The sequence below is a fragment of the Rhodococcus sp. WY5 genome (assembly GCF_018588185.1).
Taxonomy (GTDB): domain Bacteria; phylum Actinomycetota; class Actinomycetes; order Mycobacteriales; family Mycobacteriaceae; genus Rhodococcus_F; species Rhodococcus_F qingshengii.
The window spans coordinates 1,734,908-1,754,851 of sequence record NZ_JAAMPR010000001.1; the positions used below are offsets into that span (position 1 = coordinate 1,734,908).

General features: G+C 61.5%; 21 protein-coding genes. 11 read left to right on the forward strand and 10 right to left on the reverse strand.

The genetic code is table 11. From position 1 onward, the window contains the following. Positions 1-29: 29 nt before the first annotated feature. On the reverse strand, positions 30-1,406 hold the full coding sequence (locus tag G4D79_RS07895; protein WP_003942962.1) for an MFS transporter: 1,377 nt from the start codon (positions 1,404-1,406) through the stop codon (positions 30-32). Positions 1,407-1,458: 52 nt separating this feature from the next. Continuing rightward, on the reverse strand, positions 1,459-2,334 hold the full coding sequence (locus tag G4D79_RS07900) for an SGNH/GDSL hydrolase family protein (RefSeq protein ID WP_214514231.1): 876 nt from the start codon (positions 2,332-2,334) through the stop codon (positions 1,459-1,461). 136 nt (positions 2,335-2,470) lie between these two features. On the opposite strand from G4D79_RS07900, the gene G4D79_RS07905 reads away from it, so the two are divergent. From G4D79_RS07905 to G4D79_RS07915, 4 genes are read left to right on the forward strand one after another with little or no spacing between them, the layout of a single operon-like run. After that, positions 2,471-3,754, forward strand: coding sequence for a CdaR family transcriptional regulator (locus G4D79_RS07905; protein ID WP_099697146.1), 1,284 nt, complete (start codon positions 2,471-2,473; stop codon positions 3,752-3,754). Between the two features lie 60 nt (positions 3,755-3,814). Then, positions 3,815-3,937 carry a hypothetical protein gene (locus tag G4D79_RS34950; RefSeq protein ID WP_256520072.1) on the forward strand — a complete coding sequence of 41 codons (123 nt, stop codon included), beginning with the start codon at positions 3,815-3,817 and terminating at the stop codon, positions 3,935-3,937. Then, positions 3,934-4,341 (forward strand): hypothetical protein, encoded by a 408-nt coding sequence (locus G4D79_RS07910; RefSeq protein WP_143542658.1) that lies wholly within the window; start codon positions 3,934-3,936, stop codon positions 4,339-4,341. The genes G4D79_RS34950 and G4D79_RS07910 overlap by 4 nt, the downstream gene beginning before the upstream one ends. A 55-nt stretch (positions 4,342-4,396) precedes the next feature. Further along, on the forward strand, positions 4,397-5,149 hold the full coding sequence (locus G4D79_RS07915; protein WP_099697144.1) for a YdcF family protein: 753 nt from the start codon (positions 4,397-4,399) through the stop codon (positions 5,147-5,149). Positions 5,150-5,151: 2 nt separating this feature from the next. Here the strand turns inward: G4D79_RS07915 and G4D79_RS07920 are convergent, their stop codons facing one another. Continuing rightward, positions 5,152-6,060, reverse strand: a complete 909-nt coding sequence (locus G4D79_RS07920) for an AraC family transcriptional regulator (protein WP_007730783.1) — start codon at positions 6,058-6,060, stop codon at positions 5,152-5,154. Positions 6,061-6,234: 174 nt separating this feature from the next. Between G4D79_RS07920 and G4D79_RS07925 the strand changes: the two genes are divergently transcribed. Next, positions 6,235-6,927, forward strand: coding sequence for an alpha/beta hydrolase (locus G4D79_RS07925; protein ID WP_099697143.1), 693 nt, complete (start codon positions 6,235-6,237; stop codon positions 6,925-6,927). 54 nt (positions 6,928-6,981) lie between these two features. On the opposite strand, the gene G4D79_RS07930 is transcribed toward G4D79_RS07925, so the two are convergent. Continuing rightward, positions 6,982-7,413, reverse strand: coding sequence for a MarR family winged helix-turn-helix transcriptional regulator (locus G4D79_RS07930; protein WP_003942924.1), 432 nt, complete (start codon positions 7,411-7,413; stop codon positions 6,982-6,984). A gap of 147 nt (positions 7,414-7,560) precedes the next feature. Beyond that, entirely contained in the window at positions 7,561-8,229 is a 669-nt protein-coding gene (locus tag G4D79_RS07935) for a DsbA family protein (protein WP_064687851.1), read from the reverse strand. A 140-nt stretch (positions 8,230-8,369) separates the two neighbouring features. Here G4D79_RS07935 and G4D79_RS07940 point away from each other — a divergent pair, with 140 nt between their 5' ends. Beyond that, positions 8,370-9,197, forward strand: coding sequence for an AraC family transcriptional regulator (locus G4D79_RS07940; protein ID WP_030536057.1), 828 nt, complete (start codon positions 8,370-8,372; stop codon positions 9,195-9,197). Here G4D79_RS07940 and G4D79_RS07945 read toward each other — a convergent pair. Together G4D79_RS07945 and G4D79_RS07950 are read right to left on the reverse strand one after the other, a co-directional pair. Next, the gene (locus G4D79_RS07945; protein WP_064687850.1) at positions 9,184-10,179 is read right to left on the reverse strand and encodes an ABC transporter substrate-binding protein; all 996 of its coding nucleotides are present in this window, start codon (positions 10,177-10,179) and stop codon (positions 9,184-9,186) included. The genes G4D79_RS07940 and G4D79_RS07945 overlap by 14 nt on opposite strands. 6 nt (positions 10,180-10,185) lie before the next feature. Beyond that, on the reverse strand, positions 10,186-11,580 hold the full coding sequence (locus G4D79_RS07950; RefSeq protein WP_003942889.1) for an MFS transporter: 1,395 nt from the start codon (positions 11,578-11,580) through the stop codon (positions 10,186-10,188). 119 nt (positions 11,581-11,699) lie between these two features. On the opposite strand from G4D79_RS07950, the gene G4D79_RS07955 reads away from it, so the two are divergent. Further along, the gene (locus G4D79_RS07955; protein ID WP_007730788.1) at positions 11,700-12,362 is read left to right on the forward strand and encodes a TetR/AcrR family transcriptional regulator; all 663 of its coding nucleotides are present in this window, start codon (positions 11,700-11,702) and stop codon (positions 12,360-12,362) included. 6 nt (positions 12,363-12,368) lie between these two features. Here the strand turns inward: G4D79_RS07955 and G4D79_RS07960 are convergent, their stop codons facing one another. Continuing rightward, on the reverse strand, positions 12,369-13,589 hold the full coding sequence (locus tag G4D79_RS07960) for an SfnB family sulfur acquisition oxidoreductase (protein WP_058038329.1): 1,221 nt from the start codon (positions 13,587-13,589) through the stop codon (positions 12,369-12,371). A 98-nt stretch (positions 13,590-13,687) separates the two neighbouring features. Between G4D79_RS07960 and sfnG the strand changes: the two genes are divergently transcribed. Beyond that, on the forward strand, positions 13,688-14,812 hold the full coding sequence (sfnG, locus tag G4D79_RS07965; protein WP_007730790.1) for a dimethylsulfone monooxygenase SfnG: 1,125 nt from the start codon (positions 13,688-13,690) through the stop codon (positions 14,810-14,812). Between the two features lie 12 nt (positions 14,813-14,824). Here the strand turns inward: sfnG and G4D79_RS07970 are convergent, their stop codons facing one another. Further along, the gene (locus tag G4D79_RS07970; RefSeq protein ID WP_064688136.1) at positions 14,825-16,351 is read right to left on the reverse strand and encodes an aldehyde dehydrogenase family protein; all 1,527 of its coding nucleotides are present in this window, start codon (positions 16,349-16,351) and stop codon (positions 14,825-14,827) included. Between the two features lie 127 nt (positions 16,352-16,478). Between G4D79_RS07970 and G4D79_RS07975 the strand changes: the two genes are divergently transcribed. Then, positions 16,479-17,621, forward strand: a complete 1,143-nt coding sequence (locus G4D79_RS07975; RefSeq protein ID WP_007730792.1) for an acyl-CoA dehydrogenase family protein — start codon at positions 16,479-16,481, stop codon at positions 17,619-17,621. Positions 17,622-17,630: 9 nt separating this feature from the next. Beyond that, positions 17,631-18,323, forward strand: a complete 693-nt coding sequence (locus tag G4D79_RS07980; protein WP_099697141.1) for a GntR family transcriptional regulator — start codon at positions 17,631-17,633, stop codon at positions 18,321-18,323. Between the two features lie 10 nt (positions 18,324-18,333). On the opposite strand, the gene G4D79_RS07985 is transcribed toward G4D79_RS07980, so the two are convergent. Continuing rightward, the gene (locus G4D79_RS07985) at positions 18,334-18,954 is read right to left on the reverse strand and encodes a TetR/AcrR family transcriptional regulator (protein ID WP_007730794.1); all 621 of its coding nucleotides are present in this window, start codon (positions 18,952-18,954) and stop codon (positions 18,334-18,336) included. Between the two features lie 116 nt (positions 18,955-19,070). Here G4D79_RS07985 and G4D79_RS07990 point away from each other — a divergent pair, with 116 nt between their 5' ends. Further along, a complete protein-coding gene (locus tag G4D79_RS07990; protein WP_042446353.1) occupies positions 19,071-19,940 on the forward strand; it encodes an oxygenase MpaB family protein in 870 nt (289 codons plus the stop codon). Positions 19,941-19,944 lie beyond the last annotated feature (4 nt).

The following is a 19,944-nucleotide window of genomic DNA, read 5'->3' on the forward strand; positions in this document are numbered from 1 at the left end:
GGTCCCGCCACCGCCCGTGAACTTGTCGGTCAGGCCTGGCTCAGCTCCGCTTGCATGCGCGCGGAGTCCTTGCCTACAGTGCGGGTAGCCAGGTAGATGAATACCGCGGTGAGTGCCAACATGATCGGCACGAGATACATGGCCGAGTTCAACCCGTCGCCGGCGTACTGAGCCAACTTCCCGGTACCGGCATCTGCAAGTGCACGCTTGGCGAACCAGTCCGAGATCGCTCCAACGGCAACCGGTCCGGAGAATCCGCCGAGAAGGTACATGGCAGCGAAGAACAACGCAGTCGCAGTGCCGCGGAGCCTGGGAACCACGACGTCGTGAATGGCAGGGTAGACGCTGATGTAGAAGCCGTAAGCCAGAAGCCACCCGGCCGAGAACAAGAGCGTGAACATCACGACGTTTCCGCCGTGTTGCAACAGTGCCAGCGCCGTCAAAGGTGCCGCCAATGCCGAGGTTCCGACACCGATCATCAACCGTGCGCGTGGTGAGCGTGCGCTGGCCTTGTCAGCGTAGCGAGCGCCGAGAAGCAATCCGATCAGGCCCGTGATTCCGACGATGATGCCGGTGACCGATGCCGCCGCAGTCAGTTTCAGGTGGTACTGGCGCATGAGCAGCGGGACGACAAACGAATTCACTGCGTAGGCGGCGAAGTTGAACGTCAGCCCGGCAAGGATGAGCCAACGAAGCGTAGGAATTGCGAGCAGACGACGGATCGGGCGGGTGATCGGTGCCTGTGAAACAGCGGCTGCGCGGGCCTCCGGACTTTCGGAACCACCACGAACCGGATCTGCCATGCGGTAGAGCACGACTGCAAGCAGGACACCGGGAATCGCCGCGAGGAAGAACGGTGCACGCCAGCTGTCGAATGCCTCGGCGATCTTGCCGACGGTGAAGTAGGCGAGCATGAGGCCAATTGGCAAACCGAGCATGAAGACACCAAGTGCGCGTGAGCGTCGTTCTGCCGGGTAGATATCACCGATCATCGAGTTGGCTGCAGGTGTGAAGGTCGCTTCGCCCACACCGACGCCGAGACGCGCGAGGATGAACAGCACATAGCTGCCGGCGGCACCGGTTGCTGCCGTCAGTCCGCTCCACACCAGGAGTCCGATCCCGATGATCTTGGGACGGTTCTTCGTGTCGGCCAACCGGCCCAGAGGCAGTCCTGCGACTGCGTAGACGAGGGTGAATGCAGAGGTGATCAATCCCAATTGCAAGTCGCTGAGCGAAAACTCGTTCTTGATCGGCTCGGCAACGACTGAGGGGATCGCCCGGTCGAAGAAGTTGAGCATGTTCGCGAGAAACAGGGCGACGAGTGTGCCGCCGAGAAGTTTGTCACGTGTTCCGACAGGGGCGCCGTCGACGGACGGCAGCGGCGGAGCGTCTCGTTGAATTGACATGATTGTTCCACCCTTTTCGCGAGTGCTGAATGAATTGTGCTGGGGGAGAAGCTCAGGACAGAGCGTCGGCGACCGTTTTCCCGATCGCCTGCATCCCGGCCGCAGTGGGATGCAGTGGAACCGCCGGCTGGGTAGGGACGATTCCCGTGTAGTAAGCAGTGGCAGGGTCCGTGCAGATGTCATGCCCGGCAGTGGTTTCGGTGATGTCGATGTACTCGACGCCGTAACGGGCCGCAGTTGCTGCCATGACCGTGTTGCCGTAGTCGATCACACTCTGGAGATAGTCGGCGTCGCGCGGCCAGAACGGCTGAGTGCCGGGGCAGCCGCCACTACGGATGTATGTTCCGTATCCGACCACGACGATGCGCGCCGACGGTGCTCGATCCTGCGCGACTTCGATCATGGAACTCCAACCTGTGGACGCATTTTCGATCATCTGTCGCTGTTGATCGACGCCACCGGAGGTGAACTTGTCACGGCAGGACGTTCCGGTGGGTTCGGGGAGTGGATTGACGCAGCTCAGAACTGTCGGTAACAACGAGATGTCGTTGGCACCGATGGTGATGGTGACGAGGTCGGTATCAGGCCCCAATGCTGTTGCCTGCGGTGATACTTGACCGGAGAACGTCGATTGTGCGGTGTCCGTGACGTTGGCGGATCGCGCCGACGAGCAGGTCATATCCGTGAGTTGAGCGCCGAGTTCTCGCGCCACCACGGACGGGTAGTTGTCGAGTGATCGTAGACAGCCCGGTGACGACGAGTCCTGCGCGGTGACCAGTGGGCCGGCCGCCGCGGAATCGCCGAGCGCGACGTACTGGATAGTGCTGACCGCTGTCTCGGCACTCGACACACCGGTCCCGAGAGCCGCGATCGAACCGGCAGCCACGACGCCTGCCAGAATGGCTGCGCTGCGCGTTTTCCACGTCACTCGAGGCTCCTCTTGGTCGAAGGTGGGACTTCCAGTTACGCCGCTGATTGTGAATTCGTGAGTGGCGTGGGTTACATAGTGATAGGAAAAAGGCAGGTCGGCCTTGTGGTGGCAATTCAATTCTGTGGAGGGTTTTGTGTCAGGAAACAAAGATCTGCCGTTCGAGCCGATCCTGGTTGGTGGCAGATCTCTGGCCGACCGACTGGCGCAACGCACCCATCCACTGGTCATTGAGACAGTCGATCTGGTCCACCGCGACGTCACCTTCTACCGGTTGCTCCCTGACGAGGCATTGCGTAACGACGTCACCACCATCGTGAGGCGCAATCTGGAACTGTTCATTTCGATGCTGCGGACCGGCGCCGATCTGGCGCCCGAGTTGCTCGCCGACATCAGCGAATCGGCTCGCCAACGGGCTCAGGAATTGGTTCCGCTCGGTGAGGTGCTGCGGGCATATCACTTGGCAGCCGGGCTGTGGTGGGAGACCATCAGCGAATGGGCGGTCCCGGAAGACGGTGTCGCACTTGCCCGCACCGGACGACTCTTGAATGCATACACCGCGGCTTCCGCGTCGGCGGTTCTTGCCGGCTACGGTTCCGACCATGTCACCCAGACGGACGAGGATTCTGCGCGAAGGTCATTGTTCGTAGCACTTTCGACGGGTGTCGATGTTGATCGGATCTCCGACGATGTGGGCATCAGGTTGGCGCGCCTGTACTGGGTGGTGGCGCTGCACGTCGAACGGAATGACGACGAGTCCTCGACCGAGGTGGACACTGCCGTCGCCGAGCGGAGAAAGGTGCGCCACCTGCAACGAGAGCTTGATCAGGTGGGGCGTGACAAAGCGCTCGGGGTGCTCGGGAGCAGTGGCGGAGCCGTACTGATTCCTATTGTGGAATCGGAACCCGCTGAGGGGAACTGGGCGTCGAGTCCGCAGTATCTTTCATTGTGTCGACGATTGGGTGATCTCGAGAAGGTCATCGGTGCATCGACGGTTGCCGCCGTACATGTCGCGGCACCGCCGGCAATTCCCGCAGCGGTGTCGCAGGCGCGCGAGGTGCTGAACGTTGCCCGAAAGTACGGCCGTACAAGTGGGGTCGTGCGTCTCGAGGATCTTGCAGTCGAGTATCAACTGACCCGCCCGAGCGCTGCGCTGCCGATCCTCGCAGATGTGTTGTCGCGGTTGGAGTCCGATCCTGCCGTGCTCGAGACGCTCGAATCTTTCATCGACTCCGGATTCGATCGAGCTACCACCGCTCGGCAGTTGCACGTACACCCGAACACGGTCGTGTACCGCCTGCGTAAAGCGAGTTCCCTGACGGGACTTGACCTGTCGTCACCGAAAGATCTTGTACAGGTCACCATGGCGCTGGGAGCGCGTCGCGCGCTCGGAATGGAGGCGGACTCTTCCCAAACGTGATGCGTCTGTGGTTCTCTGTGAACGTGTCTGATTCTCGGATTGGCAATGCGGCCGGGAGACATGGCCAGACTGGGTCAGCTGATGGTGCAACGAGGCGCGTGGCGTGATCAGACGTTGATCGACTCCGCCTACCTCGACGAGTTGTCCGCGCCCTCTCCGTCCAATGGGGGTACGGCTTCTTGACCTGGGTGAACGCGGGCGAGGACTTCTACTCCGAGAATGCGCCGGTGAGCAAGTATGTTTCGCATCCGGTGTGGCAGAACGCGCCTCGGGATCTCTATCTCCAGGAGTTCTTGCGGCTTGTCGTCGCTTCGATTGTGGACGTTTCACCGCCGCCGTACGTCGGGCCTCCCGTGCATGGGTCGGGTGGTCCGCTCATCGACGATCCGTCACAGCTCGTCGGCTTCGCGAACCCCGAATTGATCTTCGACACGATGGTCGGGACGGGGCGAGCAGGAACACCCGGATGCAACATCGTGATCTGCAACAACGAATTGTTGCCGTTCAGTGTCGCCGACCTGCTCGGGGATGCTGCAGCTCAGATCGGTAACGCGGCAGGCGCGTCGATTCGAGATGCTGGTAGATGACGGTTTCGAACCCGAATTGTTGCCCAATATTTATGTTTAATCTGTGTGACGGTCAGTGAACAGTAAATTTGAGTCAAATGATGCAATCGCGACGAAATGTTCGTTACCGTGGGCTGGACAATCGACAATCTGGGGGTTCGGCTACATGGCAAATGTTCGTAGGTCTCTGACGAAGGGATTGATTGCTGCTTCGGTAATCGCCGCAGCCGGAGTGGGATTGACGCCGGCGACAGCGAGTGCCGACATCACTCCGACGACGGTCGTCAACGGCATCCTGTCGACGGTCGTCAACGGCATCCTGTCGACGGTGGGCGGCTGCCAAACACCGGTGCGGTCTCTCATTCTCGCGTGCACGAGTGCTGAGACGCTGACACGCCAGTCGCCCGTGCTGCTCGACCTCAACCCCGTGGGCACGAACATCGTCGTCTTGGGTGCCGGCCTCTTCGACGACGGCACGATGCGTCCGATGTTGGTCGACCGGCTTCAGGCGGCGCTCCAGCTGGCCCGTCAGTACCCGCAGTCTCCGATCATCACAAGCGGTGGGGCTCCGAAGGCCGGAGTAACGGAAGCCAGGGCGATGCGCGAATGGCTCGTTGCCAACGGCGTCAACCCGGGCCGGATCACCGAAGAGGGAACTTCGTGGTCGACAGTCGAGAATGCGATCAACTCTGCGCGGATTCTCGCCGATCGAGGCGCGACCGGCGTGGTTGTGGTCTCGAGCGCCAATCACGTGGAGCGCGCGATGGTGGACTTCCGCGTTGCAGTTCTCGGCCGGATCCCGGTCGCAGGCGTAGTCGCTGCAACCTGACGTCAGTGATTGTGGGAGTTGGACTTTCGCCAGTTCAACGGCGAGGCGTCGAATCGTCGACGGAAGGCGCGGCTGAACGCGGCATCGGATTCGTAGCCGACAGTTATCGCAATGGTTCCGACCGGCTCGGTGGTTTGCACGAGTAGTTCGGCGGCACGGTCGAGTCGGCGCTCGGTGATGTAAGCGCCGGGCGTCTGGCCGACCAGTCGCGAGAAGCGCTCCGCAAAAGACGATCTCGACAGGGTGGACAGCGTCGCCAGTTCGTCGATGGTCCAGTTGCGTGACGGGTCGTTGTGGACGGCCTCGAGGGCCTGCCCGATTCGTGGATCCATTGCTGCGGTCAACCATCCGCCGTTCGATCCGTCCGCTCGAGCCCACGCTCTGAGGATCTGGACGAAGAGAAGGTCGAGAATCCGGGAAACCATCACGGAGGAACCAGGTTTCGGATCGTCCACCTCGGCGCCCAACAGTCGGCTGCTCACCTCGAGCCACTCGACCGGGGTTCCTTGTGTCGCGCGCAGTTCGACGAAGTCCGGCAGAACGGACAGCAGTCGCTGCGCTGCGACGTCGTCGAGTGTGAAAGTGCCGAAAAGCCAACATGTTTCGTTTTTCGTGTGCATCGGCATCGCATTCTCGATCGTATGAGCAAGCCCATGGGGTAACAGTACGAGTTCCCCGGGGCCGAGTTCGATCGGGGCTTTGCCCTGCGTTCTGATCACGATGTCACCGTGCTCGGCAATGTGAAGTGCTCGCACCCCCGTGGGTACCTCCACGGTGAAGTTCTCGCCGTGGACGCAGCGATGAATCTGATCACCGCGAAGGTGGACGACTTCGAGAACGTGCGAGAGGGTGTCCCGGGTTCGAGTCTCGTCGGTGGTGGGTACGTACCGCTGTGATGATGTTGTCCTCATGGATCGATCACTCCGATGTCTCGAGCATTCGGCGTTTCTGCACAAAAACTTGGCAATCTGGTCATGGTTATTGATCCAGGATCCCCTTAACGTGGGTAACAGGCAAGGTCTGGGTTTCGAAGGCTTGCCGATCGTCGGAGTATTCGTCGCACTGCGTATCTGGAGGAGTTGGTCATGACCGAGAAGGTAAACATCGTTCTGGTGCATGGAGCCTGGGGAGACGGTTCTCATTGGCGTCACGTCATACCCGCCCTGCACAACGCCGGGCATCGAGTGGTTGCGGTCCAGAATCCACTTACTTCGCTCGCCGACGACGTGGACCGGACCAGGAAGTTGGCCGAATCGATGGACGGCCCGACCTTGCTGGTCGGACACTCGTACGGCGGCGCGGTGATCACAGGCGCGGGTCATGCGGAAAACGTTGTGGGACTGGTATATATCGCTGCCTTTGCGCCGGACGAGGGTGACAGCCTGGGAAGTATCTTCGCCCGCACGGATCAGCCGGCGGGCGCGGCGAACATCGCGCCGGACGCCGAGGGCTTCTTGTGGATCGCCCCGGACAAGTTTCAGGAGAGTTTCAGTCAGGATCTCGACGACACCGAAGCATTGGTCATGGCGCTGACGCAGAAACCCATTGCGGGTCAGTGCTTCTCGGACCCGTCAGGGCCGCCGGCATGGCGTGGGAAGCCCAGTTGGTATCAGGTTTCAGGGCAGGACCGAATGATTCCGCCGGAAACCGAGCGATGGATGGCAGAGCGTATCGGTGCCCGCGAGATCGAGGAACTCGACGCAGGCCATGCATCCTTGGCGTCCCACCCGCACGAGGTCACCCAGTTGATTCTGCGTGCTGCTGCAGAATTGTCGTGACGGCGTAAATCGTCCGGCTGTTCGAGTGGGCTGCCCATCACGATTACTTTGTCGTCAGTCCTCGGAACTGCCCAGTCGGTGAAGCAGCGCTGTCAGCGTGGTGATGTCGTCCGTATCCCATTTCGCGAGTCGGGCGCGCCAGCGATCTATCTGGTGATTGCGGATGGTCGTGAGCTTCGTTCGCGCCTCAGGGGTCAGAGCTACCAACTTGGCGCGAGCGTCGTCGGGATCGGGGATTCGTTCCACCAGGCCGAGTCGAGCTGCGGCGTCGATTTGCCTGGTCAAGGTGGACTTCTCGATATCGAGGGTGCAGATCAGGTCGGACATCCGCACCGCATCCGAACGGTTCAGGATGACCAGAACCGGGTAGAGCGCCGGATCGAGTTTGGGATGAATTGCGCGCGCATAGGTGCGCGCCTGGGCGCGTCCTCGTTGCCACATGTCGGCAAGTTCCATCTCCAGGCCCGTGATCGGATCTGAAACCACTGTCGTTTCCCCTTTGGTGCGATTCGTTCGGTGTTCATCAAACCAGAAGGGGGGCCGAAGTGATTTGGGTGAAGTCACGCTGAGCGAAAGGTACGTTCGGCGTACTGAAGGCGCCGGGCGTACCTTTCGCTCGCAAAAGTGCGTGGGTCAAGCCACCGCATACGCCCGCACACACGTGTTCAGGTCGCGGGTGAGATCGGCCGCGGTACTGGTCGGAGAACCGAATTTCACGACGGACCCGTCGCTCCCGTGGAACAACAGCGTCGGAAACGAAGTGGCGCCGAGCCTGCGTGCTCGGACGAAATCAGCGCGGGCGGCATCCTTCGAGGCGGCGGTGAACAGGGAAGACACCGCGGCAGATGGGTCGAGTTCGAGGGATTCCGCGATGGATCGGTACGTCTCAGGATCGGAAAGGCTGCGACCGTCTCGGTAGAACGTGATCTGCATGGCCTCCGCGATGTCGAGGGCGCGTGTCGGATCTTGCGCGCGCAGTGCGGCGAGTCCGATCGCTGCATCCGTCGAATCCATGACGAACCGCCCATCAGTCACCAGTTGTGAATATCCGTCACCGAAGACAGCGCCGGTCTGGGCGGCGATGGTGGCGTTGGCTGATTTCAGGTACGGAGCCGAAGACATGGGCGCGACGCGCTCACCGGTGAACAGTCCGCCGCTGACCACGGACAAGTCGATGGAATCGGCATTTTGACGGACGAACTCCGTCAACGCAGGGCCGAAGCCGAAACACCACCCGCAATAGGCGTCGAAGACGTAGGTGAGTTGCGTCTTGCCTGCTGTTTCCGAGCGTGATGTCTGCACTGGAAGATTCCTATCCGAGCGTGAACTGATTGATACCCTGACGATATGTCGCATTCGGGTATTCGGTCACGGTGAAGATGAGTCCCGAACTAGTGAAAAACAGACAAGTACCCGTCCGGGACGTCGGGTACGCATCGTCGGTGGCTGACGCGACCGAGATCGAAGTACTCAGCCTGGACACCATTCGCATCAACGGGGGAAGCGCAGAGTTCGTCGGCCCCCAACGTCCGCAATTTCACTTGCTCGCGCTGGTGACCGAGGGTTCGGCGCTACACACCATCGACTTCGTGAACTACGCGGTGAGCCCGGGGACCGTGTTCTGGGTCAGACCGGGGCAGGTGCAACAGTGGGGGCGAATCCAGGATTTCGAGGCGACGGTTGTTCTGTTCACGCCCTCGTCGCTCGATGCCGTCAGTCAGCAGTTGTTGGACGGGAACGCTCGCAGTCGGCAGGCAGCGTGGCAGTTGTCCGGTGAGAACCTCGAGACCATCAGCACGGGTATGAAACACCTGAACCTGAACTACGGCTGCCCGGATACTTCCGCGCCGGTCGTTCGCGCGGCCATTCTGCGGCACACGCTGACAGCAATTCTGTTGAAACTGACCCATCTCGGTGGACAGGAACAGAGTTCCGTGCTGGCGCACAATGACGTGTTCGAAAGGTTTCATGCCGTTGTCGAACGTGACTTCGCCACGGTCCGTTCGGTTTCGGAGTACGCCAACAAGATCGGGTACTCCGAGAAGACTGTGCTGCGGGCTACCCGAGCCGCTGCCGGGATGACGGCAAAGCAGTACATCGATCAGCGTGTGGTTCTCGAAGCGAAACGTCTGCTGTCTTTCGGCACGGACACGGTCACCCAGGTGGCGTCGAAGTTGGGGTTCGACGATTCTGCGAACTTCACGAAGTTCTTCGCCACCCGGGTGGGTGTTTCTCCGCTGACCTTCCGTCAGGACGTCAGAGCGCGCTGAATGCCGCCCATCGCGCGTCGGCGCTGTCGAGGGTTCCGATACTGTTCTGCCCCTTGCCATGTGCGATGCCGTCCAGATCCTGGATGATCCAGTAGATGGCAAAAGGATGGCTGCCGAACCAGAGATCACCGCTGACGTCCAGAGCGTGCGCCGGATCGGGTGTCAGGTTGTCGAACAGTGGAGTGTTTCGCACGATGGATGCGTCGTACTGCTGCCCGGAAAGTACGGCGACGGTCTGCGCCGCATGCTCGGGTAGGAGTTCAGGTGAGACGGGCGAAATCGTGCCGGTGTCTTGATTGTTGGTCGCGTTGATTTCCGATGCCGGCCTGGTGAATCCGGCCTCGGTGACCAGTGTGGAGATGGGAGTGGTCGGTGGCACGGTGAACAGGTTTCCGCTGTAGCCGAGAAGGATCGCAAGGCTCTGGCCGGCCGCCGCAGTCTTGACGTCTTCGAGACCGGATTCCAGCTTTCCGATCATGGCGGTTGCTTCGCTGCCTCGATCGAGCTGTGCCCCAGCTTGTTCGAGCACGTCACGCCACGGCGCCGAGTACGGGAGGACCAAGGTTGGCGCCACGGCGTTGATCTGAGCGAACAGGCTCGGTAATGGACCGGCATTGCTCATCAAGATCTCGTCGGGTTCGACGGACGCGATCTCCTCGACGGCGGGGTTGGCGAAGAAAGTCGGCTTGTCGAGAATTTCGACGCCCTGCTCGCGCAGAATCGACTTGGCGACGTCCGATCGCAGGGTGCTGTAGACGACGGTGGGCTTCACGCCGAGTGCGAGTGCACTCAACCCCGCGTACTCGTCGAGCGCGAGAATGCGCTGCGGTGAGGCCGGAACTTCGACGGTGCCGAGTTCGTGGGTGACGGAGCGAGTTGCAGAGGCGGTGTCGGACTCGGCGGAGCTGCTGCACGCGCTTGCGCCGGCGACGGTCAGGAGAAGCGCCGAGACGATGCCGAATGCGGTTCGGGTGGTGAACATCTGAGGTCAACGATCCATTCGTGGGAAGAAGAAGGACAGGAGGGTACCGGCCAGCAGTAGGCCGGAGCAGACGAAGAGGGCTTGGGAGTATCCGGAAACCAGTGCTTCGGTCGGCGCGCTGTCCGAACGTGCCGTCGAGGAAGCGGCGACGCTCACGAGAACGGCTAGTCCGAGTGAACCGCCGATCTGACGCGATGTACTCAGTAGCCCGGATGCCATGCCGACTTCTTCGGGGGGAGCGTCGGCGGTGGCGACGTTACTGAGCGGCATGAACGACAGACCGATGCCGATGCTCGCCAGAAGCGAAGGCACCAGGATGACGGCCCAGAAGGGACTGTCGAGGTTCATGGTCGAAAACATGAAAGTTCCGATTGCGGCGACTGCTGTCCCGACTACGAGCAGCGGTCGAACTCCGTAGCGCGGAAGGAGTTTGGTGGACGCGAGGATGCCGATCACCAGGCCGAAGCAGAAGGGCAGGAAAGCCAGACCGGTGGTGGTCGGTGAATAGCCCAGCCCGCGTTGCAGGAAGAGTGAGACGAAGAAGAACGCGCTGAACTGTGCCGCGCACACCAGGCACATGATGGCGTTGGCCAGTCCGATTCGGGGTCGAAGCAGGGTGGACAGTCGTACCAGTGGTGTGGCGCAGCGGCTTTCGACCACAACGAACGCAGTGAGCAGCGCGATCGTGAGCGCGAATCCACCCAGCACGTAACCCGAAGTCCAGGAATGTGATTCCGTGGCGATCACTGTGCCGACAAGGGCGGTGATTCCGGCCGTCGCCAAGATGGCTCCGGGGAGATCGAGGGAGCCGCCTCTGGCGGCTTGGCCGGCCGGCAGGCCACGGGCACCGGCAACTGCGGCGATCAGGGCCACTGGTGCGCCGGCGAACATCACCCATCGCCAACTGAGCCCTTCGGTCAAAATGCCGCTCAGGACGACACCGAGTGCGCCGCCCAGTGCTGACGACATTGCGCCGATGCCGAATGCCTTGGCCCTGGCGCGTCCGGTGGGAAAGGCCTGACTGAGTGCGGCGAGCCCGGCCGGCGCGATCAGTGCAGCGCCGACGCCTTGAAGTGCCCGAGCTCCGACAAGCATTTCGGCGGACACGGAGAAGGTGCCGACGATGCTGACGAGGGCGAACAGCAGAAGCCCGGAAACCAGAACTCGACGAGTGCCCATCACGTCGCACAGACGACCGCCGAGAAGCAGCAGTCCGCCGAAGGCGAGGGCGTACGCGTTGACGACCCAGGACAACCCGGCGTCGGAAAAGTTCAGCGATTCCTGGATGTCGGGCAGTGCGACGTTGATGACCGACATGTCGAAGGCCACCAGGAACTGCGCTGCCGCGGCGGCTGTGAGGACCAGAGCTGGTGCGGCTACCGCTCGAGTTGTTGTTGTCATTGCAGGTACCTAATTTGTATACGCGTTCTCATAAGTAGTTAGGTTTACCTTGCTGGCGACTGAGATGCAAGGGGTTCCCCGGGCGAGAGCGTCGTAGCAGGGGCGCGCACAATCGACGGATGGCCGAAAAGATGGAACCGAGATCACCGCGGCTCGGACGTCCCCCGACGATCACGTCGGAGCAGATAGTCGACGAGGCGAAACGGCAGCTTCAGACCGGCGGCGCCGACGCGTTGAGCATGCGCGCGTTGGCGAAGTCGCTCGGCACCACGCCGATGGCGCTGTACCGGCACGTGGGCGACAAGGAACAGCTGATCAGCGCGGTGCTCGATGTGTACTCACAAGATCTCGGCGCGCTGGTCCTGCCGCAGGATCAGGTCGAACGGCTTCGCACGATCTTCACCGCGATCTTCGAAAAGCTGGCGTCGGAGCGCTGGATCATCGAGTTGCTTCAGCGCGGTGGCCGTGGTGGGAGCGGCGCTGTGGTCTTGGTCGATCGGGCGATGGCCGCGTGTGTCGAACTCGGTATGTCACCTCGTCGCGCACTGTTGATCTATCGAGCGCTGTGGAACTACACACTCGGCGCATTGCTCAACATCTACGACACCACTACGCGACCGGAAGGCAGCGTGTCACCTCTCGCGGTCAAGATCCGAGAAATCGGGCCCGAGAAACTGCCGGTGCTCAGTGAGGTGCTCGAGGACTGGCCGGGAGGGACGACGACTGAGAGCTACTTGGAAGGACTGGAAGTCTTGATCAGCGGATATATGAACTCCGACTGAGTGTGTTCACAGCAGTCCGTGCCGCGGTGGGATTGTCCCGGACAGTGTCCACCGGCCGATGTGCTGGACCTTCCACCTCGTCGGATCGTGCAGGGTGTGCGTGCGCGCGTCACGCCAGAACCGCGAGAGGTTCGCCGATTCGCCCGCGCTTCTGGTGCCACCGATCTCGAACAAAGTGCTCGTGGCCGCCAATGACGCCCTGGCGCCGACCACTTTGGCAGTTGCAGCGTCGATGGATGCTCGGGCCGTGGAGTCCTCGGTGGGATCACGACGCGCCACGTCGATCGATCGCGCTGCTTCCGCCAAGAGGGATCTGGCAGCGCGAACCTCGATTGCCGCTTCGCCGGCGAGTTGAACGAGCAGTGGATCCTCCACCGCTGTATCGACTTTCGCTTCGAAGAAGGGACGCGCCTTTGCCGCGAGTTTCACGGATTCACGCAGTGCAGCCGACGCGATGCCGGTGTCGATCGCGGCGTGCAGGATCTGGGCCTGTGCTCCGTAGGTGGTCGGGTGAGTGAAGAGCGACGTGAAGGGCACGACATTGAACCGCGGCACCGAAACGGATTCCAGGGTCACGGTTCCGCTTGCAGTTGTCTTCTGTCCCATGCCGTCCCAGTCGTCGACGATCGACAGTCCGGGAGTATTCCGGGGTAGGTAGACCGCGGATTTCACCTGTGCGCCGGTCTCGGTGAATTGATCCGCATTGGCGGCACGCACCACGATCCAATCTGCGAAAAGCGCTCCGGTGCAATAGAATTTTCGACCTTCGAGCACAAAGTCTTCCCCGTCGGGGGTGAGAGTGGTGCCGTCGATGTCGATGGTCTTGTTGCCGCGCTCGCTCTGGGCGTTGGCGAACTGCTTGCCCGACAATGCTTCGGCGTAGAAGAACTGCTTCTGCTCGTTAGACCCCTGGTACCGGAGCGCTTCCAGGAAAGTGAAGTGGCTGTGCGGAATCTGCGCGATGCTGGGATCGCCCTCGGCGAGTAGGCGGAAGACCTCGGCCAACGTCTCGGTGCTTGCGTCGATGCCACCGAACTCCTTCGGCACCGAGAGTCCGAGCAAGCCGGACCGCGCCAGGGTGCGAACCTCGTCGTGGGGAAGGAGGCGCTGCGCATCGCGGACTCCGGCACCTGCCGCGAACTCGTCGGACAGCTGTGACGCCACCGAGAGCGCCTCGTCCTCGCTGGTGATGCGGTGCGCGATCTCCTGAATGTCCACAGCAGTCATGCTGCCACCGTTTCACAGTCGCAGCACCCACCCAACACTTACAACCTGTGTGATCGCTACCCTGGAAACCACTGGGAACTGCATGTTTGCTGGGTTTCATGTCTACTGAACGTATCGCCGACGAGATCAAGTTCGCCTACTGGGTGCCCAATGTCAGTGGTGGTCTGGTCACCTCCGACATCGAGCAGCGGACCAGCTGGGACTACGAGTACAACAAGAAGCTGGCACAGACCGCCGAGAACAACGGCTTCGAGTACGCCCTGAGCCAGGTACGTTACGAGGCGAGCTACGGGGCCGAATTCCAGCACGAATCCACGAGCTTCAGCCTTGCGCTACTCCTGGCCACCGAGAAGCTCAAGGTGATCGCCGCGGTGCATCCGGGACTCTGGCAGCCGGCCGTGTTGGCGAAACTGGGCGCTACCGCCGATCACTTGTCGAACGGTCGATTTGCCGTCAACGTCGTCAGTGGTTGGTTCAAGGACGAGTTCACACATCTAGGCGAGCCGTGGCTCGAGCACGACGAGCGTTATCGGCGTAGCGCCGAGTTCCTTCAGGTTCTTCGGAAGATCTGGACGGAGGACGACGTCGATTTCCGCGGCGACTTCTACCGCATCCACGACTTCACGTTGAAGCCGAAGCCTCTCAACACTCCGGAGCGCCCCAATCCCGAACTGTTCCAAGGTGGTAACTCGGCGGCAGCCCGTGAGAACGCGGGCCGGTATTCGGATTGGTACTTCAGTAACGGCAAGGACTACGACGGCGTCACCGAACAGTTGGTCGACGTTCGCCGTGTTGCTCGTGAGAACGATCGGGAGGTCAAGTTCGGGCTCAACGGATTCATCATCGCCCGCGACACCGAGGCGGAAGCAAAGGACACACTGCGCGAGATCATCGCCAAGGCCAACCGCCCTGCGGTCGAGGGATTCAAGAATGCAGTCCAACAGGCCGGCGCGTCGACCGCGTCCAAGGACGGGATGTGGGCGGATTCGACGTTCGAGGACTTGGTTCAGTACAACGACGGTTTCCGCTCACAACTGATCGGCACGCCGGAACAAATCGCGCATCGGATCGTCGAATATCGCCGTCGCGGTGTCGATCTGATTCTCGGCGGATTCCTGCATTTCCAGGAGGAGATCGAATACTTCGGGGCCAAGGTGCTTCCGCTGGTTCGTGAACTCGAAGCAGCCGACAGCGACGAGCAGGTGCTCGTCACCGCCGGCTGATCGCCTGATCTCTCAGGACTTCGCGTGGCGTTTCGCCAGCATCCAACGTGAGATCTTCATGTCCCTGGCTTTTCGCTCGATGGTCAGCAGGTCCAGTGGAGCGCTGAACTTCTGAACGGCCAGTGATTTCACACTGCTGAACTCACGCAGCCCATCGGCTCCGTGGATACGGCCGAATCCGGAATCGCCGACCCCGCCGAACGGCAGGGCGGCGATTCCGGCGAAACCGAGAACCGAATTGACCGTGACGACACCGCAGTCGAGCTTCTCGGCAATTGCTCGGCCCTTCGACGAACTCTTGGTGAACACCGAGGCGCCCAAGCCGTACTTCGACGCATTGGCGCGTTCGATCCCCTCGTTCATGTCGGCGACCTTGTTCACCACGACGCTCGGGCCGAACGTCTCCTCGGTGATCGCCGTGGAATCCTCCGGAACATCCGTCAGGATGATCGGATCGATGAACGGACCGTTGAACGAATCAAGTCCGCCGAGTACAGCTTTCGCGCCGCGACTGAGAGCGTCTTCGATCTGGCCCCGGACTATCCCAGTCTGCTTTCCCAGCGTCATCGGCCCGTAGGTCGAGCTGTCGGTGGCGCCGGCGTGGGCGTCTCGTAGCGCGGCGGTGAGCTTGGACAGGAAGGCGTCGTACACGGGCGCTGCGACGTAGATTCGTTCGACGCCGGCACAGGTTTGTCCGCCGTTGCCCACTGCCCCGAATGCCGCGAAGCTCACGGCCGCATCGAGGTTGGCATCGGAGTCCACCAGCATGGCGTCCTTGCCACCGCATTCGGCGACCAGGGGAGTGAGGGTGTCCGCGCAGGCGGCCATTACGCGCTTTGCGGTAGCGGTCGAACCGGTGAATGCGATCTTGTCGACGCCGGACGAACACAGAAGTGCTCCGGTTTTGCCGTCGCCGGTAATGGTCTGCAGGACAGGGTGTCCGGGTGCCGCGATGTTCCACAGCCGGGCCAATTCGACGCCGACGCCTGGTGAGAGTTCGCTCGGTTTGAACACGACGGCGTTACCGGCGGCCAGTGCGTAGCCGATCGACCCCATCGGTGTGTACAGCGGATAGTTCCAGGGGCCGATCACGCCGACGACGCCCATCGGCCGGTAGCCGACGGATGCAGACTGGTTGGCGCTGATCAGTCCTGCACCGACGCGTCTGCGGCGCAACACTTTCTGTGCGTTGCGTGCCGCCCAGTCGAGATGTTCGACGGCCAGCATGACTTCGAGTAGTGCGTCGTCGCTGGGTTTTCCGGTCTCGGCGGAAATGATCGCCGCCATCGATTCGGCGTGAGTGGCGATCGCGGCGCGGAAATTGCCGAGCACCTTCCGGCGGCCTTGGAATCCGAGTTGATCCCACCACTTCGACGCCGTGCGTGCTGCGGCGACCGCTTTCTCGATCTCTCGCTGGTCTGCAATGGGGTGCTGCGCGACCACGGAATCGTTGCGAGGGTCGAGGCTCGCGAAGGTGTGATCGTCCGATCTCGGATCTGTCGACGTGGACGTGCTCTGGCGGCCGAGCTGTTCTGTCATGTTCTTCAGATCCTCCACATGTCGGTGCATCACATATATGTGATGTGATTTACTGTGCTGGTAGTCACAGTATGCGTCGGACCGAGCTCCGACAAGCCTCCAGCCTCATCTCACTCGGGAGTTTTCGATGTACATGGATTTCACGCAGGAGCAGTCTGATTTCGCCAAGTCGGTAGCGTCGTTCTGCAAGAAGGAAAGTGGTACCCGTGAGCAGCGAGACCTGCTGACCGATCATGGCGCCCATAACCACAACCAGGCGTTCTACGAGAAGATGGCGGAATTGGGATGGCTCGGGCTGACTGTCCCGGAGGAATACGGCGGATCCGCCGGAAGCACGGTCGACCTGTGCATCTTTCTGGAGGAAGCCGCGAAGGGCATGGCGCCGATCGGTGGACTCGGCCCGACCGTCATCACCGGGGCTGCGTACGAGAAGTTCGGCAGTCCGGCCCAGAAGGAGGCAGTGCTCGGCGGGATCGTCCGTGGCGCGTCTCAGTCGATCTCGATGTCCGAACCCGAAGCGGGCTCCGACGTGGGAAATCTGAGTTGCCGCGCCGAGAAGGTCGACGGTGGGTGGCTGATCAACGGCCAGAAGACGTGGTGTTCCAACGCGCACTTCGCCGAGAACATCCTTCTGGTGGCTCGCACATCCCGAGGTGAAGGCAAGCATGAGGGCCTGACGATGTTCCATGTCCCGGCCGACATCTCCGGATTGAAGATCAGTGGAATCGACACCATGGGCGGCAAGGAGGTCAACGATCTCTACTTCACCGACACATTCCTGCCCGAGGACGCGGTGGTTGGCGAAGTCGGCAACGGCTGGCGTCAACTCATGGCCGGACTCAACATCGAACGCCTCATCCTCGCGGCGATGATGCTCGGGACCGCGCAGCGCGCTTTCGACGACACCCTCGAATTCGTCACCACGCGTAAGCAGTTCGGCCGTCCGGTCGGATCGTTTCAGGCGCTTCGCCACCGGATCGCGGATCTCGCCACGGAGATCGAATGCGGCCGTCTGCTGGTCTACAGCGTGGCCCGAATGGTCGACGCCAACCCGACCAAGATGTTCCCGCGGGAAGCGTCGATGGCCAAGCTCAAGCTGACCGAGACCGCCAAGAAGGTCGCGCTCGAGGGGATGCAGATGATGGGTGGGTACGGTTACGCGACTGAGTTCGACATGGAGCACCATGTGCGAAAGACTCTTGTGTCCTCCATTTATGGTGGTACCAACGAGATTCAGCGAGACATCATCGGCAAAACGTACGGACTGTGAGGATCGGTTGTGGCAACGTCTGCACGCACTCGGAGAGCGACATCTGAGCTGAGGAGACGGCCACAGTTGTCGGAGGACGTGGCCAACCACGTTCGCAACCTGATCATGTCCGGCTCGGTCCGTCCGGGCGAGTTCGTCAGGCTGGACGAAACCGCGGCCGACCTCGGGGTCAGCGTCACGCCGGTGCGAGAAGCCCTCGTCGCATTACGCGGCGAGGGGATGGTCGAGTTGGTTCCGCATCGCGGCTATCTCGTCTCGCCCCTCAGTCGCCAGGACATCGAAGACATCTTCTGGTTGCAGGGGCAGATCGCGGTCAAGCTGGCGTTGCGGGCGATGGACAGAATCACCGCTGATCAACTCGCGGAACTCACGGAACTCAATGCCGATTTGCGAGCGGCGGTCGACGCTTCGGATGCAGCTGCGATCGAGCAGTGCGAATTCGAGTTCCATCGCCTGATCAATCGCGCTGCGGGTGGTGCGAAGTTGGCATGGTTCCTGTTCGGCGCGATTCGGTACACCCCTGCTCGTCTCTACGCGACGGATCCAGGCTGGGGTGAGCTTGCGGTATCGAGCCACGATGCTTTGATCGCGGCGTTCGAGAAGCACGATCGAGAACAGGTGGACGCGCAGATGAGTCTGCAGTTCTCCGACGGCGCTGCTCGACTTCTCGCTCACCTCGACAACATCGGGATCTGGGACTGAATGCAGGAGCTCAAGACGGCGGCAGGGCGGGTGCGAGCAGGATCGCCGCACATTCGGCGACCAGTTCTTCTTCCGTCACGTCGATGTACCCGTCGAGCCATGCACTGAGGGTCTGCGCCAGGCCGCCGACCAGGAACGTGGCCGTCAGGGTCAGATGACCGCTGTCGTTCAATCGGTAGAAGGTCTTCGCGTTGGCGGCCAGGAGACCGATGAATATCGTCGTCGACGCTTGGCGTTTCTCGGCCAGGACAGGGCTCGTCAGGGCGCTGGAGAACAGTAGACGTCCGCGACGGGGATCGTTCGCGATAGTGCGGACGATGTTCGCGATTCCAGCGAGCGCCTTGCCGCGTTCGGTCTCGGCGGCGTCCACTGCAGCCTGGGTTGAAACGGCGATGTCCGTGATGACGGTGTCGTAGACGGCCGACATCAGAGCATCACGATCGGTGAAGCTCTCGTAGAAGTACCGCGCCGCGACACCGGCCTTCTTGCACACTCCGCGGACCGTCAGTTCGGGCTCGGCGGAGCCCATGAGTTCCAGACCGGCCTCGATCAGCGCCTCCCGTCGTTGGGCTACGCGGAGCGCGCCGTCGACGCCACCGTACGAACGCGGTTGGTCATTCATGAAGACCATCTTTGCATCCCGAGATTGCTTGACATCTCGGCATTTCGGCGTTTCACTCATCTGAGAACATGCGTTCGCAGATATCGACTCGAAGGGGTTCTGCCATGACGGTGAGTAGGGATTCGATGGACGGGCGCGAGGAAGCGGTGGTAGGCGGCATCGGAGCGGTCGGCGTCCAGGCGGTCGACATCGACGCCGAGGTTGAAAAGGCGATGTCCGGGCTCGGACTGTTGGCCGCAGGCGCCAACGTCATCATGCAGTTGGCGCGCCCGGCGGTGGGGTACGGCGTGTATGAGAGCAAGGTCGAGACGGGTCGGTTGGATCGGCATCCGGTGAAGCGAACCCGGACGACGCTGACGTATCTCGCGGTGGCGAGCCTGGCGACGGACGAAGAAAAGAAGCTGTACCGACGCGCAGTCAACGGCTCTCACAAGCACGTTCGCTCCGATGAGAACAGCGCGGTCGAATACAACGCGTTCGATCCCGAACTGCAGCTGTGGGTGGCCGCCTGCCTGTACCGAGGCTTCGAGGACGTCTACAAAATCTTGTACGGGGATCTCGATCCGGTAACCCGGGATGCGTTCTATCAGCGCAGCGCCACGTTCGGTACAACCCTACAGATGCGACGCGACATGTGGCCGGCGGACCGGGATGCGTTCGAGGTCTACTGGAACGAGAACCTCGACAAGGTGGCGATCGATGAGACGATTCGTGAGCATCTCTACGGGATCGCGTCGGCGACCTTCACTCCGAAGCTGTTGCATCCCGTGGTCGGTCCGCTCAACCGATTTGTCACCACCGGGTTCCTGCCCCAAGCCTTTCGTGACGAAATGCGGCTCCCGTGGTCAGTGCGTCAGCAGCGTAACTTCGACCGATCCATGCGCGTCGCCGCGCTGGTCAATCGGTTCAGTCCGAAGATTCTGCGGATGTTTCCCTACAACTTCTATCTCTGGGATCTGCGTCGGCGCATCGCCAAGGGAATCCCGTTGGTCTGAGCCG